Here is a 15,706-nt window from a genome sequence, read left to right as displayed (position 1 = left end):
AAGCCTCAGTGGATCGCTGGGGTATCCGGGCTGGCCTGCGCCTCGCGCACCGCGCTGTTGATCGCGTCGTTGAACTCGTCGCGGGTGAAGGGCTTGGCGAGGAGGTTCACCGAGGCGGGCAGGCCGACGCGCTCCTCCACGCCGAGGTCGGCAAATCCCGAGACGAAGACGATCGCGGTTTCGGGGTGCTGTTCCTTCACCTTCTCGGCGAGCTCGCGCCCGTTCATCGCGAGCGGCATGACGACGTCGGTCACGAGGAGGTCGAGCCGCGGGATGCCTTTCAGCAGGCGGAGCGCCATCGGCCCGTTCTCGGCCGCGGTGACGGTGTAGCCGAGCCGCTCCAGCAGCTTCACGGTGTGCTCGCGCACCATGACGGTGTCGTCGACGACGAGGGCGTGCGGATTGTTGGCGGCGGCACCGAGGCCGAGGCGGGCCATGGGCCACGCCGTCCGCGTCACGTCGTTCGAGGCGGTGGACACGAACGGGGCGGCGGCCGTTGCGGCGGTGGATGTCGGTACGCCATCGGCGGGCTGGGGGGCAGGCGCGGTCACGGTGGCCTCGGCGGGTGGGGGGCAGGGGGACGGTTCGGACGGCGGGGTCGCATCCGTGTCGGGGCCGGACCTCTCGTCCAGACCCAGGGCCAGCATGAGGCTCTGACGCAGGGCCTCGCCCTGGCGGTTGGGGGCAAGCAGGACGGACAGCAGTGACACTTCGTCACGTGCCAGGTCTTCGAGTTCGCCTTCGCGCTCGCGGTTCACTTCATCAGACGCGTCTGGCATCGGAGGCTCTCAGCACCTTGGTTACTGACTGGGGCGACACGCGAACTGTCTCTTGTGGAGATTGCCCGTGGCTTGTGCGCGACGGGGCGCGGTGAAAACCGGCCAGCGCGGGGGCATGGTTCGCGGACGCCTCCGGGCTGGCGCGCCGGCCGGCCGGTGGGCGCCGAGGGGTCAGTCGAGAATGTAGCCGACGCCGTGGACGGTGCGGATGCGGTGGGGGTCGGTCAGCTTGAGCTTCTTCCGCAGGCCGGAGACGTAGACGTCGATCCGGCGGTCGAGCGGGTCGCGGCTGCCGGGGCCGACGACCTCGCGGTAGAGGCCGTCGCGGCTCAGCACCTGGCCCTGGTTGCGGAAGAGGCAGACGAGGGTGCGGAACTCGGCGTCCGAGAGGAGGGCGCGACGGCCGGCGCCGTCGTAGACGGAGCGCCGCGGCTCGTCGATGGTCCAGTCGCCGAGGGCGGGGCCGGGCCTTGCGTCGGGCTCGCTCGTCGGTGGCGTTGGGACGGACTGGTCGCGGATGAACTGGATGCGGGCGGCGTGGCGGCGCAGGCGTGCAGCCAGCTCGCGGTTGTTGAACGGCTTGGTGACATAGTCGTCGGCGCCGACTTCGAGGCCGATGATCCGGTCCATGTCCTCCGACGCGCCGGACATGATGATGGTGCCGACCATCGGGTCCAGCGAGAGGCGGCGCACCAGGTCGAGGCCGTTCCCGTCCCGCAGGGTGAGGTCGACGAGCGCGATCATGACGTCCTGGTCTTCGAGCACGGCTTCGGCGGCGCGGACGCTGTCGGCGGTCGCGACGCGGAACTTCTCGCGCTTCAGGATCTGGGCGACGAGTTCCTGAACCTGGATCTCGTCCTCGACCACCAGCACGAGCGGATGGGTCGCGCCGCTGGCACTGTCGATCCGTCCGTTGCCGTTTCCCGCGTCCACGTTCGAACCTCATGTGTCGAATCCATCTGAGGTTTTACAATTGATTTGAGGTTGCGGCCAGTCCCCCCTGAACTTCTGGTATAATTCCCCTCCCAAAACCAGTGCTTTAGGAAGCTCGACTTAATTTCACCGCCGCAGCTACTAATTGAAAATCGATGAAGTTGTAATGGCGCAAGCGTTGAGTATCCATCTGCTGTACGATGGGGACCGAGGCAGTGTTTCCGCGGGGTGAGGCGAATTCGCCCACCCCGGACATAGTATGGAGGCAGTGCAGACTCGGGCTTGGGCGCCTCGTTCGGGGCGCGGAGACGTACGATGACAGAGCGGTCCGCCCTGATGCTGCTGGTCGAGGACAATCCGGCCGACGCAATTCTGATGGAAGAGGCCATCTCCGGCAGCGGCATCCAGCTCGTCGTGGTGGAGGGCGGCGTCGACGCCTGCGCCTACGTGAACGGGCAGCGACCGTTCGAGGGAGCGCAGCGTCCCGACCTGATCGTTCTCGACCTCAACCTGCCGGACATGAACGGCAAGGACGTGCTGGCGACGATGAAGTCCTCCATCGGCACGCGGACCATCCCCGTCGTCGTGTTTTCCAGCTCCCGTGCCAGCGCCGACGTGGATGAGACGTATGAGCTCGGCGCAAACTCATATATGCAAAAGCCGCTCGAGCTGGGGGCCTATCGTGAAGTCATAGACTCGCTCGAACGTTTTTGGTTTTCGGCGGTTCGCTTGCCGCGATCGACGCAGATGGGTATTGCCTGAAGGCAAAACCTATGGGCCGAAATTGTGGCAAGACTCTTGCTTCGACCTAGACGCGCACAAGTCGCAGTCGAAGGAGCAAGAGAATGAAAAGAACAATCGTCGCGGCCGCTGTTCTGGCCGCAGGCGTGCTGCCGGCCGCCGCGCAGGATGTCGAGTGCCCCATCAAGGTTGGCGTCCTGCACTCCCTCTCCGGCACGATGGCGATCTCTGAGACCACCCTCAAAGACACCATTCTGATGCTGGTCGATCAGCAGAACGAAAAGGGTGGCCTCCTCGGATGCCAGCTCGAAGCCGTCGTCGTCGATCCCGCGTCGGATTGGCCCCGCTTCGCCGAACTTGCCCGCCAGTTGCTCACCGTCGACAAGGTTGACGTAATTTTCGGCAACTGGACGTCCGTGTCGCGCAAATCCGTGCTTCCGGTCATCGAGGAGCTGAACGGCCTCCTGTTCTACCCCGTCCAGTACGAGGGCGAGGAATCCTCCAAGAACGTGTTCTACACCGGCGCCGCGCCGAACCAGCAGGCGATCCCGGCCGTCGACTACTTCCTCGAGGAACTCGGGGTCGAGAAGTTCGCGCTGCTGGGCACCGACTACGTGTACCCGCGCACGACCAACAAGATCCTCGAGGCCTACCTGAAGTCCAAGGGGATCGCCGAAGAGAACATCTTCGTGAACTACACCCCCTTCGGCCACTCCGACTGGTCGACGATCGTGTCGCAGGTCACCGACCTCGCCTCGGACGGCTCCAAGGTCGGCGTCATCTCCACCATCAACGGTGACGCCAACGTCGGCTTCTACAAGGAGCTCGCCGCGCAGGGCGTGACCGCCGACGACATCCCCGTCGTCGCCTTCTCCGTCGGCGAGGAGGAGCTCTCCGGCCTCGACACCTCCAACCTCGTCGGCCACCTCGCCGCCTGGAACTACTTCCAGTCCGCCGACACGCCGGAGAACGAGGAGTTCGTCGCGACCTGGAAGGCCCGCATGGGCGACGACCGCGTCACCAACGACCCGATGGAGGCCCACTACATCGGCTTCAACATGTGGGTGAACGCCGTCGAGCAGGCCGGCACCACCGACGTCGACGCCGTCGAGCAGGCGATGATCGGCCAGGAGTTCCCGAACCTGACGGGCGGCACGGCGGTCATGCTGCCGAACCACCACCTCGCCAAGCCGGTCCTCATCGGCGAGATCACCGAGGACGGCCAGTTCGACATCATCTCGCAGACCGAAGAGGTCGATGGCGACGCCTGGACCGACTTCCTCCCCGAGTCCGCGGTGCTGAAGTCCGACTGGAAGGACCTCAAGTGCGGCATGTACAACACGCAGACCGAGACCTGCGTGCAGATCAAGTCGAACTACTAGAGTTCGCCTGACGCACGCGCCGCGCCGTCGCCACCAGGGCTGCGCGGCCGTTGCGCGATGGACGGCCCGCCGGGTCGCTCGCGAGTCCAAGATCCGTCGCCCAGTCCCGGGCGACGGCTCCCTCCATCCGCGTCCGAGGGGCAATCTCTTGCCGATCAATGCCGCCGCTCGGGGCCTCGCCCCCGCCTTCATCCGGCTTGCCTTTTTATTGGGCAGCCTGGCCGTCGCTCTGATCGCCCTGACGGCGATCGCCAAGGCCCAGCCCGCCCCCACGCCGATCGAGCAGCTCATGCTCGACAACACCGACGTCATCCAGAAGAGCTCGCGCCAGACCATCGGCCCGGCCATCGACGCACTGGCCAACAGCGGCCTCGAAGGCGCCAACGTCGTGCTGCAGCGCTGGATGGACCGCGAACTCTTCGTGCGGAAGGACGACGGACGCTTCTTCCTGGCCGACCGTGACGGCGACAACTACACATTGCGCCACATCGTCACGGGTGACGAGCTCGGCACCGCCGGTCGCCGGGACCTGGACCAGATCCGGCCCAACCGTGGCGTCCAGGTGGTGATGGCCTCCGCCCTGGTGCGCTTCCAGCTCAACAACCCGGACCCGGACGTCCGCAAGACCGCCGTCGCCGCGATCCTCGCCGACCCCTCCGCCGAGCAGCTCCCGCTGCTGCGCGAGGCGCTCGAGAAGGAGGAGACGCCGACGGTCATTCGCGAGATGCGGCTCGCCGAGCGCCTGCTGACGCTGAAATTCGACGAGGACGCCGCCGCGCGCGTGGCCGCCATCGAGAGTTTCGCCGGCGACATGTCCGTCACCGCCCGCGCCGCGCTGAACCCGCTGCTGGCCACCCAGATGGAGGTCAGCGACGAGGAGCCGGGCGATGACGTCAACGTCGCGCGGACCCTGACGCCGGGTTCGGAAGCCTTCCCCTTCGAGGCGGCCTACCAGTTCCTGGTCCAGAAGGGGCTGGCGCCGAAGGTGATCGACGCCGCGCAGCGCGACGCCTCCCTGATCAGTCATATCGTCGACGGCAAGGTCGCCGGTGTCGAGGTCGCATCGCTCGACACCCGGGACGCACGTGACGACGCCTACGCCGCGCTCGCCGCCGAGGGCGTCGTCGACCCGACGCTCACCGAGGAGCAGCGCGAGGACCTCGTCGACGGCCACACCTTCTACGAGGCCTATGTCCAGCCGAAGGTCATCACCGACGCGGCGCTCGACACGCTCGGCTCGATCGAGACGAAGGTGAGCCTCTACCAGTTCCTCGACCTGGCGATGGACGCCCTGTCGCTCGCCTCGATCTACTTCCTCGCCGCCATCGGCCTCGCCATCACGTTCGGCGTCATGGGCGTCATCAACATGGCGCACGGCGAGTTCATCATGATGGGCGCCTACACCGGCTACGTCGTCCAGCAGTACGTGCCGGACAAGACGCTGTCGATCGTCGTCTCGCTGCCGCTCGCCTTCGCGGTCGGCTTCGCCGCCGGCGTCATCCTGGAGCGGCTGGTCATCCGCTGGCTCTACCACCGGCCGCTGGAGACGCTGCTCGCGACCTTCGGCGTGTCGATCGCGCTGCAGCAGCTCGCCAAGAACATCTTCGGCACGCAGGCGCGCCCGCTCACCTCGCCGGACTGGCTGGCAGGGTCGTGGGAGATCAACTCCATCGCCTCGATCTCCTACATCCGCATCGCGATCTTCGTGCTGGCGCTGATCTTCTTCGCGGCGCTGCTCCTGGTGCTCAACCGCACGCGCCTCGGCCTCGAGGTCCGCTCGGTGACCCAGAACCGGCGCATGGCGTCCTCGATGGGCATCAACCCCGAGCGCATCAACATGCTGACGTTCGGTCTCGGCTCCGGCATCGCCGGGATCGCCGGCGTCGCGATCGGCCTCTACGCGCAGGTCACCTCCGAGCTCGGCCAGCAGTACATCGTCCAGTCGTTCATGACCGTGGTCGTCGGCGGTGTCGGCAATGTCTGGGGGACGCTGACGGGCGCCACGCTCATCGGCTTCCTGCAGAAGGGGATCGAGTGGTTCAACCCGTCCAACACGCTGGCGGCGCAGACCTACATGATCATCTTCATCATCATCTTCATCCAGTTCAGGCCGCGGGGCATCTTCGCCCTCAAGGGCCGCGCGGCGGAGGCGTGACGATGACGCTGACGGTCACACGCGCCGACCTTGCCGCGCCCGAGGTGCTGACGCTCCTCGCCGCGCACGCCGCGCACTGCTCCTCGCTCAGTCCGCCGGAGAGCTGCCACTTCCTCACCGCCGACGGGCTCGACGTTCCGGAGGTCACGGTCTGGGCGGCGTGGGACGGAACGGAGCTCGCCGGGGTCGGCGCGCTCAAGGCGCTCCCGGACGAGGCGGGCGAGATCAAGTCGATGCACACCGCGGCCGCCCAGCGCGGCAAGGGCGTCGGCAAGGTGATCCTCGAGACCATCCTCGCCGAGGCGGAGCGCCGCGGCTACCACTCGCTGTGGCTCGAAACCGGCACGATCGAGGCCTTCGGCGCCGCCCGCCGGCTCTATGAGCGCTACGGCTTCGCGGTCTGCGAGCCGTTCGGCGACTACCGGCTCGACCCCCACAGCATCTTCTACACCAAGACCCTCGAAACCCCGGAGGCGGTGCGATGAACCAACGCTCGGTCCTGGCTCAACCCTCGACCATCGTCGTGCTCCTGCTGCTCGCCGTCTTCACGGGCACGGTGGTGGTGATGGCCGGCAACGGCGATATCTCGACGAGCTTCCTCAAGGTGCTTGGCATGACCTTGTGCCTGTGCCTCGCCGCCGTCGCGATGGACCTCGTCTGGGGCTACACGGGTATCCTGTCGCTCGGCCACTTCGCCTTCTTCGGCATCGGCGGGTACTGCATCGGCATGTGGATCATGTACGCCCGCACCGAGGCGATCGTGGTCGCGGCCCAGGCGTCGGCCGCCCTGCCGCCGACGCCGGAGGAGATCAAGTCCGCCATCGGCACGCAGATCTTCGGCGTGGTCGGCGGGTCGGAGATCCCGCTGATCTGGGCGGGCGCGCACTCGCTGATCATCCAGCTCGCGCTGGTGGTGCTGGTGCCGGGGGTCCTCGCGCTGGTGTTCGGCTGGCTCGCCTTCCGCTCGCGGGTCACCGGTGTGTACCTGTCGATCCTGACGCAGGCGATGACGCTCGCGCTGGCGCTCTATCTCTTCCAGAACGACTCGGGGCTGCGCGGCAACAACGGCCTGTCCGGCCTCCAGAACATCCCCGGCTTCTCCGATACGCCGCAGAGCGTCATCTCGATCTGGTTCTTCGTCGCATCGGCGGTCGCGCTCGGCGTCGGCTACCTGGTGTGCGCCTGGGTGGTGTCGGGCAAGTTCGGCTCGGTCATCCGCGGCATCCGCGACGACGAGAGCCGCGTGCGCTTCCTCGGCTACCAGGTGACGCACTTCAAGCTCTTCGTCTTCGTGCTGACGGCGATCATCTGCGCCATCGCCGGCGCGCTCTACTACCCGCAGGCCGGCATCATCAACCCGGCCGAGATCGCGCCCATCGCCTCGATCTATCTCGCGGTCTGGGTGGCGATCGGCGGGCGGGGCCGGCTCTACGGGGCGATCCTCGGCGCGGCGACGGTGTCGCTGCTGTCCACCTGGTTCACCGGCGGGCGCGTGCCCGACATCGACCTCGGCTTCACCAAGATCCTCTGGGTCGACTGGTGGCAGGTCCTGCTCGGCGTCTCCTTCGTGCTGGTCACGCTGTTCGCGCCGAAGGGTCTCGCGGGGCTGTTCGATTATCTGAGGCTCCCCACGGCGGTCCGTCCCTACAAGGGCGAGCCGAAGGAGGTGAAGTGAGCGCGCTCCTGGAAGTCGCCGGCGTTTCCGTCTCCTTCGACGGTTTCAAGGCGATCAACGACCTCTCGTTCGAGATCGACCCCGCCTCGCTGCGGGCGATCATCGGCCCGAACGGGGCCGGCAAGACGACGTTCATGGACATCGTCACCGGCAAGACCCGGCCGGACAAGGGCCGCGTCACTTGGGGCGAGCACAACATCTCGCTGCTCAGGAAGAGCGAGGCGGAGATCGCCCGCCTCGGCATCGGCCGCAAGTTCCAGCGCCCGACGGTGTTCGAGGACCAGACGGTGTTCGAGAACCTCATCATGGCGCTGAAGAACCCGCGCAACACCTGGTCGACCCTGTTCTACAAGCGCACCGAGCCGGACATCGAGCGTGTCGAGGGCCTCGCCCGCGAGATCGGCCTCATCAGCGAGCTGCGGCGCCGCTCGGGCGAACTTTCGCACGGGCAGAAGCAGTGGCTCGAGATCGGCATGCTGCTCGCCCAGGACCCGCAGCTGCTGCTGGTCGACGAGCCGGCCGCCGGGATGACGGTGGGCGAGCGCGAGCACACGACGCGCCTCCTGCGCGAGGTCGCCAAGACCCGCTCCGTCATCGTCGTCGAGCACGACATGGAGTTCGTGCGCCAGCTCAACTGCCGCGTGACGGTGCTGCACGAGGGCTCGGTGCTGGCCGAGGGCTCGCTCGACCATGTGACCAACGACCAGCGCGTGATCGAGGTCTACCTCGGCCGCTCGGGGGAGCGCTGATGCTGCAGCTGTCGAACCTCACGCTCCACTACGGGCAGTCGCAGATCCTCTACGGCGTCTCGATGGCCGCCAACGTGGGGGAGGTGACCTGCGTGATGGGGACCAACGGCGTCGGGAAGACCAGCCTCCTGAAGGCGATTGCCGGCGTCCACCACCGCTCGGGCGGTGCCTATCGCCTGAACGGGGAGGACATCGCCAAGCCGCCGCCGCACGCACTCGCCAAGCGCGGCGTCGGGGTCGTGCCGCAGGGGCGCGATATCTTTCCGCTCCTCACCGTGAAGGAGAACCTCGAGACCGGGTACGCGTGCCTGCCGAAGGCGGAGCACAAGGTACCGGACGAGATCTTCGAGCTCTTCCCGGTGCTGAAGCAGATGATCGGGCGGCGCGGCGGCGACCTGTCGGGCGGCCAGCAGCAGCAGCTCGCCATCGCGCGGGCGCTGATCACCAAACCGAAGCTCCTCCTGCTCGACGAGCCGACCGAGGGGATCCAGCCCAACATCATCGACCAGATCGGCGACGTGATCGAATATCTGCGCGAGCAGAAGTCGATGGCGATCGTCCTGGTGGAGCAATATTTCCAGTTCGCCTATCGCCTCGCGGACACCTTCGTGGTGATGGAGCGCGGCGCGGTGGCCCTGGAGGGGCGCAAGTCCGAGCTGACGGAGGCCGAGCTCCTCAAGGCGGTCTCGGTCTAGCCGCGAGGCGGTTCGGCCGGGGATGCCCCCGGTCGGGTCCGCCCGATGGCCCGCTGTGCTAAGGGTCGGCCGGCGCTGACCTCGGAGGCACAGGATGATCGTGCGTGACGGCCGCTCGGCCTTTCCCGACCACTTTGCGGTGTTTGACCGCATCGCCCGGCTGGGGGACGGGCTCATGCTCGACATCGGCGCGGCGCTCGGACGCCGGACCAAGCTGATGCTGCGCGCCTGCCCAAAGGGCGAGGTCTGGGCGTTCGAGCCCTATCCCGGCAACTGGCCGCACTTCGAGGACCTGATCGGCGACGACCCCCGTGTCCGTCTGTTCAAGGCCGCCGTGAGCGACCGGGCGGGCCACGAAGCGTTTCACGTCGGCTCGAAGGTCGAGCCTGGGCGGGCGGGGAACTGGGGAAAATTCGTCGGCTACTCATCGGTGGGCCGGCTCGCTTCGGCCGGTCCCGTTCCGAGGGCCGGCGAGACCTACGAGGTGGAGACGGTCGTCCTCGACGCGCTCCTCGGCGAGCGCGAGGTGACGTTCGTGAAGATCGATGTCCAGGGGGCGGAGCTTCAGGTCCTGCGGGGGCTCAGCGGCGCGCTGTCGGCAGGACGGGTTGCGGCGATGTTCGTCGAGTTCGGCGGGGAGGAGGATGTCCTGGCCGCGCTCGCCGAGCATTTCGACCTGTTCGATAGCCAATATGTCATCAGTCCGCGCGGTGCGGCGGAGCCTGATCCGGAGGTCTGGGACATCGTCGAGCGGCGGGAATCGTCGAAGGGGGAGCTGCGCTACAAGGGGTGGCCGAAGGCCCGGCCGGCGGAGAACTACGTGGAGTGGTTTCGCGCCGAGAGCGCCCGCACAGGTTTTCTGGAGTGCGATATAGTCGCGGTCCGCCGCGATATAGTGCCGATTTATTTGTCGCAGGGCTGATATGCGCCTGTGCATGACATGGTGGTCTGCACGAAACGTCTCATACTGCACGAAATTGCAGCAGCCGCGAAGACCGCGGGCACTGTCGGCTGAAGAATCAGTGGCCCGGTCGCGCGGACGCGGCCCGCGTTACGACAGCAGGTTCGGCCACAGCTCCGAGGCACCGAGGAAGATCAGGTACCCGGCAACGATGTAGTTGAGAATACGGGGGAATATCAAAACAACCAGCCCCGCGATGATGTAGGCCGCGGGTTGGAACTCGGGGAGGTTTTCCATGGTCGTCTCGAGTGGGTCGTGCAAGGGGCGCAGCGGGCCCTGGCCCGCTGCGGTCGCGACAGATCAGGCTGCCTTGTCGTGCAGTTCGTCGTCGTCCGTCTCGTCGGCGTCCGCGTCGGCCTCGGCTTCCGCCTTGGTGGCGCGCTTCGGGCTCTTGGCGAGCTGAGTCTCGATCAGCTTGATCGCCTCGTCTTCCTCGCTCTTGTTGATGGCGGCGATCTCGCGGGCCATGCGGTCAAGGGCGGCTTCGTAGAGCTGGCGCTCGGAGTAGGACTGCTCGGGCTGGCTGTCCGCGCGGTAGAGGTCGCGCACGACTTCCGAGATGGCGATGAGATCGCCCGAGTTGATCTTCGCCTCGTATTCCTGAGCGCGGCGGCTCCACATGGTGCGTTTGACGCGAGCGCGCCCGGCAACGGTCTCGAGCGCCTTTTTCATGGTATCGCCGTCGGCGAGCTTGCGCATGCCGACCGTTTTGGCTTTACCAACCGGAACACGCAGCGTCATCTTATCCTTCGGGAAGGTGACCACGATGAGTTCCAGCGGGTGACCCGCGAACTCGGTCTTCTCGATGGCCTGTACCTGCCCGACGCCATGCGCCGGATACACGACGTGCTCGTTCGGCTTGAACGCCGACTTGGGAGCGGCGCTCTTCTTCACCGTTGCCATATGGTCTGAGTACTCCTCGAGAAACACGGGCCCGGCCGGACCGACGTGCCTAGTTCTTGTGGATCGTGCCCGGCTCAGCTGCCATGGGCACCAAATGCGGCTTACAACTCGACGTGCTGGGCCCCGACGACGCCAAGGGTCGACCGGGCCGGACTCTCCGCTCCTGTTGTTGCTGCAACCTAGCCACACCTTCGCGCGAATACGGCGCATCATGACGTGCGCGGCATTATGTCAATATAGCACAGCTCGCGACGAAATTGAAGAGGGCGCGCCGACGCGCGCCAAACCTCGACGGATTGAAACCGTTTGTTAGGCCCTCGAGGGCTTGACTGTCCCGCTCGGCATTCCCATGGCCCCGAGTCTCAGTCTCCGGTACCCGGCTCCGGGTTGAAGTGGGTCTCCAGCTTGTCCTGGACCTCGCTCCACTTCTCATGATCCGGATACGGATCTTTCTTTACGGTGATGTTGGGCCACTCCGCTGCATATTTGCCATTGAGCTCGACCCACTTCTCCGTGCCGGGCTCCGTGTCGGGCTTGATCGCGTCCACCGGGCACTCCGGTTCGCACACCCCGCAGTCGATGCATTCGTCGGGGTGGATCACCAGCATGTTCTCACCTTCGTAGAAGCAGTCCACCGGGCACACTTCCACGCAGTCGGTGTACTTGCACTTGATGCACGCGTCGCCGACGATGTAAGTCACTTCACACACTCCTTTTTCAGGGGCTGGATTAGGGCGTTCGTGTGTCCGGCACAAGCGCAATACAGCAACCGTGCCTTGCCGCACGACACCAGCTTCCCGCTCAGCCTGTGACAGCCTCGTAGAGAGTGGCGGTTTCCGGCGGCGACACCCGCCGATCGGCGAACCCGATCACGCGAACCACCTTCACGTCCCGGGACAGGCGTATGGTGAGCACGTCGTCGGCCCGGACCATGCGGCTCGACGACTTGACCGTCTCGCGGTTGATCCGCACCTTGCCGCCTTCGACGAGGGACTGTGCCACGGTGCGGGTCTTGGCGAACCGCGCGTAGCACAGCCACTTGTCCAGTCGCTGAGCGTCTACCGCCTGTTCAGCGATCGCGCTTCTCCATCTGCTCCTTCAGCGCGGCCAGCTTGGCGAAGGGCGAATCGGGGTCCGCCTCGCGCTCGCGCTTCTGGGGTTTTTGCGGCTCGGGGCGCTGTTGCGGCTTGCCGCCGCGCTTCTTGCCCTTGCCGCCGCGATGCTCGTCGCGCGGCCGGCCCTCATGGGACCCGCCGTGCGGCGCACCGCCGGCCGACGGCGCCGGAGCGCTGCCGCCCGCGACTGCCGGAGCGTCCGGCCCGCCCGCTGCCGCGGGGCGCTCGTGCGGTGCGCGATCGCCCTGGCCACGGCCCTCGCCGGGACCGCGGCGACGGTCGCCACCCTGTGCGCCACGCCCCCGGCCGTCCTGCTGCGAGGGCTTGCGGCGGCGGCGGGGCTGGTCGCCGCGATGGTGCCGCGGGACGCGCCACACCTCGACGGTGACGACCTCCGGCTCGCCCGCCTCGGCGCTCGCGTCGTCCGCCTCGGCGGCGACGGCATCCTCCGCGGGCGCGTCCTGGGTGACCGCCGTATCGGCTGCCGCGACGGTGTCCTCGCCCGGCGTCTCGTCGGCCGCCGGCTCCGTGATGTCGGTCGCAGGCTCGGTCACTTCAGTCGCAGGTTCGGTGACTTCGGCCGCAGGCTCCGTGGCTTCGGGCGCGGCCTCGGCGGCCTCGCCGGTCTCGCTCGCGGGTTCGGCCTCGGCCCCGCTCGGGGTGTCCGTCGCGTCGGCCACGGCCTCGCTCGGCGACCAGTCGGTCTGGGCCTCCGCGTCCGCCGGCGCCAGTCCGGCGGCGTCGTCCGGTTCGACGGCGTCGGCGGTCGGCTCGGCGTATTCCGGCGTGTCCTCCGCGGGGGAGGTGTCGAATGCCGCCTCGTCGCTGAGGACCGACGTGTCCTCGCCGACATCGGCGTCGCCGGCCGTCTCGTCGTGGAGGGCGTCGCTGCCGGGAGCCTCGGTCGCCGCGGGCTGCGGCGCCGCGCGCACCGGAACCGGGACGCGGCCGCCGCGCTCGGCCTGGCGGGAGGCCTTGGAGCGGATCTCGTTGGCCGCGCGCAGCGCCTCGCGCTCGGCGGGGCTCGCCTCGTGGCGGTCGACCCGGTAGCCGAGCGACGTCAGGATCGCGGCGAAGTCCTCGCCCGAGCAGCCGAGCAGCGACGTCATCGCCACCGTGACGAGGAAGCCGCCGCCCTGGGGGACCGCGCCCGGAGGCGGATCACCGGCGTCCGGTCCCGGCCGCCAGGCCACGAGGGGGCGGATCTGGTCGGCAAGGCGCTCCAGAATGTCGATCCGCACCGCGCGCGGGCCGCACGGGCGGAAGCCGACGACCTGGTAGAGCGGTTTCGGGACCTCGGGGTCGAGGGTGATCGAGGTGCGGCCGGACGCCGAGAGCTGCGGCACTTCGGCGAGGCCCGGCACGTCCAGATCGGCGTTCTTCAGCGCCCAGAGGAGGGCCATCAGCTGGCTCGGCGCGGGCTTGAGCAGCGCGGGCACGAAGATGTGGTAGGCGCCGAACCGGACGCCCAGCGCCCGCAGACCGGCACGCGCCGTCTGGTCGAGCGCCTTCGCCTCCTCGGCGACGTTCGCCCGCTCGACGCTGCCGAGCTGCTCGGACAGGCGGTAGGCGAGCCCGCGGGCGCCGCCGTCCAGCCCTTCGGCGTTGCGCAGGTCGAACAGCGGCTTCAAGAGGCCGGTGACGTGCGCGGCGAGCCACTGGCTCAACCGGGCCTGCACCTTGTCGCGCGACGGCGCCGGCAGGCTGTCGTCGGCGAGGAGCACCGCGTTCGGCTTCAGCGTGTCGTCGCTCGCCGTGATCCTGGCGATGACGGCACCCTGCCACCGGATCGCAGCGTCCGACCCGAGGGTCAGCGCGGTGTCGGGCGCTGCCGCCACCTTGTCAGCCCGGCGCTCCATCTCCTTGGCAAGCGCCTTGCTGGCAGCCGCCCGCAGCGCTTTCGCGTCACGCGGGTCGTCCGCCGAGGCGTCGGCCTGGAAACGGAACCCGTGTAGCGAGCCGACGTGCTGGCCCTCGACCATGACGTCGCCGGCGTCGTTTACTTCGGATTCCAGCATCGCATTCTCTCGTAACCGCTTCATCAGGACGCTGGTGCGCCGATCGACGAACCGCTGCATCAAACGCTCATGAAGAGCGTCCGACAAGCGATCCTCTACATTTCGTGTCGTTTCGCGCCACTCGGCTGGATCAGCAAGCCAATCATTGCGATTGGCGACGAAGGTCCAAGTCCGAATATGCGCGATCCGATTCGACAGGGTGTCGATATCACCGTCCGTCTTGTCTGCGTAGCGCACCTGGCGCGCGATCCAGTCATCGGGGATACGCCCCTCGACGATCAGGAAATTGTACAGCGTCAGCAAGAGGTCCGCATGGTTCGCCGGTGCGATTTTGCGGTAGTCCGGAACCTGACAGACCTCCCAGAGCCGTTCCACGCGTTCCGGCGTGTCGGCGAGGTCCATGATATCCGGCACTTTCGCTGCGTGCTCGAGGGCCTTCTGGTCGTCCGCGGGCGGGGCCTTGGCGAGCCCTTCCTCCCGGGCCGGCTCGTCCAGCGAGGCCCGCAGGGCCGGCACCGACGCGAAGTCGAGCGCGGCATTGCGCCACTGGAAGACCTTGGCGGGCTGGAAGGCGTGCGTCTCCAGCGCCTCGACGAGGCTGTCCTCGAACGGGGCGACCCGGCCGGTCACGCCGAACGTGCCGTCGCGGGTGTGGCGCCCGGCGCGACCGGCGATCTGGCCGAGCTCGGCGGCCGTCAGCGTCCGGTACTGGTAGCCGTCGAATTTCCGGTTCGAGGCGAACGAGACGTGGTCGACGTCGAGGTTGAGCCCCATGCCGATGGCGTCGGTGGCGATCAGGAAGTCGACGTCGCCCGTCTGGAAGAGCTCGACCTGGGCGTTGCGGGTGCGCGGCGAGAGAGCGCCCATGACGATGGCCGCGCCGCCCCGCTGCCGGCGGATCAGCTCGGCGATCGCGTACACCTCGTTGGCGGAGAAGGCGACGACGGCCGAGCGCGGCGGCAGGCGGGTGAGCTTCTTCTCGCCCGCATAGGTCAGCATCGACATGCGCGGGCGCGTCACGACGCTGATGCCGGGGAGCAGCTTCTCGAGAAGGTTGCGGGCGGTCAGCGCACCGAGCAGCAGCGTCTCGTACTGGCCCCGCACGCGCAGGATCCGGTCGGTGAAGACGCGGCCGCGCTCGAGGTCCGAGGCGAGCTGCACCTCGTCGATCGCGACGAACTCCGGATTGAGGTCGAGCGGCATCGCCTCCACGGTCGCCACGTGATAGCGCGCGCCGGGCGGGATGATCTTCTCTTCGCCGGTGATGAGCGAGACGGCGTCCGGGCCGATCCGGCCGACGATGCGGCCGTACACCTCGCGCGCCAGAAGCCGCAGCGGCAGGCCGATGAGCCCGCTGCGCCGCGCCAGCATCCTGTCGATGGCGAGGTGGGTCTTGCCCGTGTTGGTCGGGCCCAGCACCGCCGTGACGTTGCGCGAACGCTCGGCACGATGGAGGAGGGGGCTGGGGGCAGTCACTTGAGGGGTCTTCCCGAGAGAGCGCAGGCAGGGTCCCGCCGGCGCGGTGAGCGTCAGGCGCGCAAGGCGCCGGTGTGTAGCCAACTGTGCGTTGTCATATAATCGAGCAACGCCTCGCCGCGAA

General features: G+C 67.7%; 15 protein-coding genes. 8 read left to right on the top strand and 7 right to left on the bottom strand.

The window, feature by feature from the left end; all coding sequences use genetic code 11:
- Window positions 1–5: 5 nt before the first annotated feature.
- A complete protein-coding gene (locus tag DLJ53_RS36325) occupies window positions 6–779 on the bottom strand; it encodes a response regulator (protein WP_146619853.1) in 774 nt (257 codons plus the stop codon).
- 171 nt (window positions 780–950) lie between these two features.
- A complete protein-coding gene (locus DLJ53_RS01120) occupies window positions 951–1,712 on the bottom strand; it encodes a response regulator transcription factor (protein WP_111341606.1) in 762 nt (253 codons plus the stop codon).
- 315 nt (window positions 1,713–2,027) lie between these two features.
- Between DLJ53_RS01120 and DLJ53_RS01115 the strand changes: the two genes are divergently transcribed.
- From DLJ53_RS01115 to DLJ53_RS01080, 8 genes are all read left to right on the top strand, one after another.
- A complete protein-coding gene (locus DLJ53_RS01115) occupies window positions 2,028–2,474 on the top strand; it encodes a response regulator (RefSeq protein ID WP_111341604.1) in 447 nt (148 codons plus the stop codon).
- Between the two features lie 83 nt (window positions 2,475–2,557).
- A complete protein-coding gene (gene urtA / locus DLJ53_RS01110) occupies window positions 2,558–3,835 on the top strand; it encodes an urea ABC transporter substrate-binding protein (RefSeq protein ID WP_111341603.1) in 1,278 nt (425 codons plus the stop codon).
- A 148-nt stretch (window positions 3,836–3,983) separates the two neighbouring features.
- Complete coding sequence (gene urtB, locus DLJ53_RS01105) at window positions 3,984–5,990, top strand: urea ABC transporter permease subunit UrtB (RefSeq protein ID WP_244934976.1); 2,007 nt, start codon at window positions 3,984–3,986, stop codon at window positions 5,988–5,990.
- Window positions 5,991–5,992: 2 nt separating this feature from the next.
- Window positions 5,993–6,475, top strand: coding sequence for a GNAT family N-acetyltransferase (locus DLJ53_RS01100; protein WP_111341601.1), 483 nt, complete (start codon window positions 5,993–5,995; stop codon window positions 6,473–6,475).
- Entirely contained in the window at window positions 6,472–7,665 is a 1,194-nt protein-coding gene (gene urtC, locus DLJ53_RS01095) for an urea ABC transporter permease subunit UrtC (protein ID WP_111341600.1), read from the top strand. The genes DLJ53_RS01100 and urtC overlap by 4 nt, the downstream gene beginning before the upstream one ends.
- Window positions 7,662–8,414 carry an urea ABC transporter ATP-binding protein UrtD gene (urtD, locus tag DLJ53_RS01090; RefSeq protein WP_111341598.1) on the top strand — a complete coding sequence of 251 codons (753 nt, stop codon included), beginning with the start codon at window positions 7,662–7,664 and terminating at the stop codon, window positions 8,412–8,414. Before urtC ends, urtD begins: the two co-directional genes overlap by 4 nt.
- Complete coding sequence (gene urtE / locus DLJ53_RS01085; protein WP_111341597.1) at window positions 8,414–9,109, top strand: urea ABC transporter ATP-binding subunit UrtE; 696 nt, start codon at window positions 8,414–8,416, stop codon at window positions 9,107–9,109. Before urtD ends, urtE begins: the two co-directional genes overlap by 1 nt.
- A gap of 94 nt (window positions 9,110–9,203) precedes the next feature.
- The gene (locus DLJ53_RS01080; protein WP_111341595.1) at window positions 9,204–10,031 is read left to right on the top strand and encodes an FkbM family methyltransferase; all 828 of its coding nucleotides are present in this window, start codon (window positions 9,204–9,206) and stop codon (window positions 10,029–10,031) included.
- Window positions 10,032–10,160: 129 nt separating this feature from the next.
- Here the strand turns inward: DLJ53_RS01080 and DLJ53_RS01075 are convergent, their stop codons facing one another.
- The 5 genes from DLJ53_RS01075 to DLJ53_RS01055 form a co-directional block, all read right to left on the bottom strand.
- Window positions 10,161–10,307, bottom strand: a complete 147-nt coding sequence (locus tag DLJ53_RS01075) for a DUF3096 domain-containing protein (protein WP_111341594.1) — start codon at window positions 10,305–10,307, stop codon at window positions 10,161–10,163.
- A 63-nt stretch (window positions 10,308–10,370) separates the two neighbouring features.
- A complete protein-coding gene (locus tag DLJ53_RS01070) occupies window positions 10,371–10,973 on the bottom strand; it encodes a CarD family transcriptional regulator (protein WP_111341592.1) in 603 nt (200 codons plus the stop codon).
- Window positions 10,974–11,335: 362 nt separating this feature from the next.
- The gene (gene fdxA, locus DLJ53_RS01065; protein WP_111341590.1) at window positions 11,336–11,674 is read right to left on the bottom strand and encodes a ferredoxin FdxA; all 339 of its coding nucleotides are present in this window, start codon (window positions 11,672–11,674) and stop codon (window positions 11,336–11,338) included.
- Window positions 11,675–11,774: 100 nt separating this feature from the next.
- Window positions 11,775–12,020 carry an RNA-binding S4 domain-containing protein gene (locus DLJ53_RS01060; protein ID WP_226575195.1) on the bottom strand — a complete coding sequence of 82 codons (246 nt, stop codon included), beginning with the start codon at window positions 12,018–12,020 and terminating at the stop codon, window positions 11,775–11,777.
- Window positions 12,021–12,042: 22 nt separating this feature from the next.
- The gene (locus tag DLJ53_RS01055; protein WP_425320949.1) at window positions 12,043–15,582 is read right to left on the bottom strand and encodes a helicase-related protein; all 3,540 of its coding nucleotides are present in this window, start codon (window positions 15,580–15,582) and stop codon (window positions 12,043–12,045) included.
- Between the last annotated feature and the right edge of the window lie 124 nt (window positions 15,583–15,706).

Source organism: Acuticoccus sediminis, assembly GCF_003258595.1.
Classification (GTDB): Bacteria; Pseudomonadota; Alphaproteobacteria; order Rhizobiales; family Amorphaceae; genus Acuticoccus; species Acuticoccus sediminis.
Note: the sequence above shows the minus strand (reverse complement) of the source record. Positions and strands in the feature narration are given on the sequence as shown.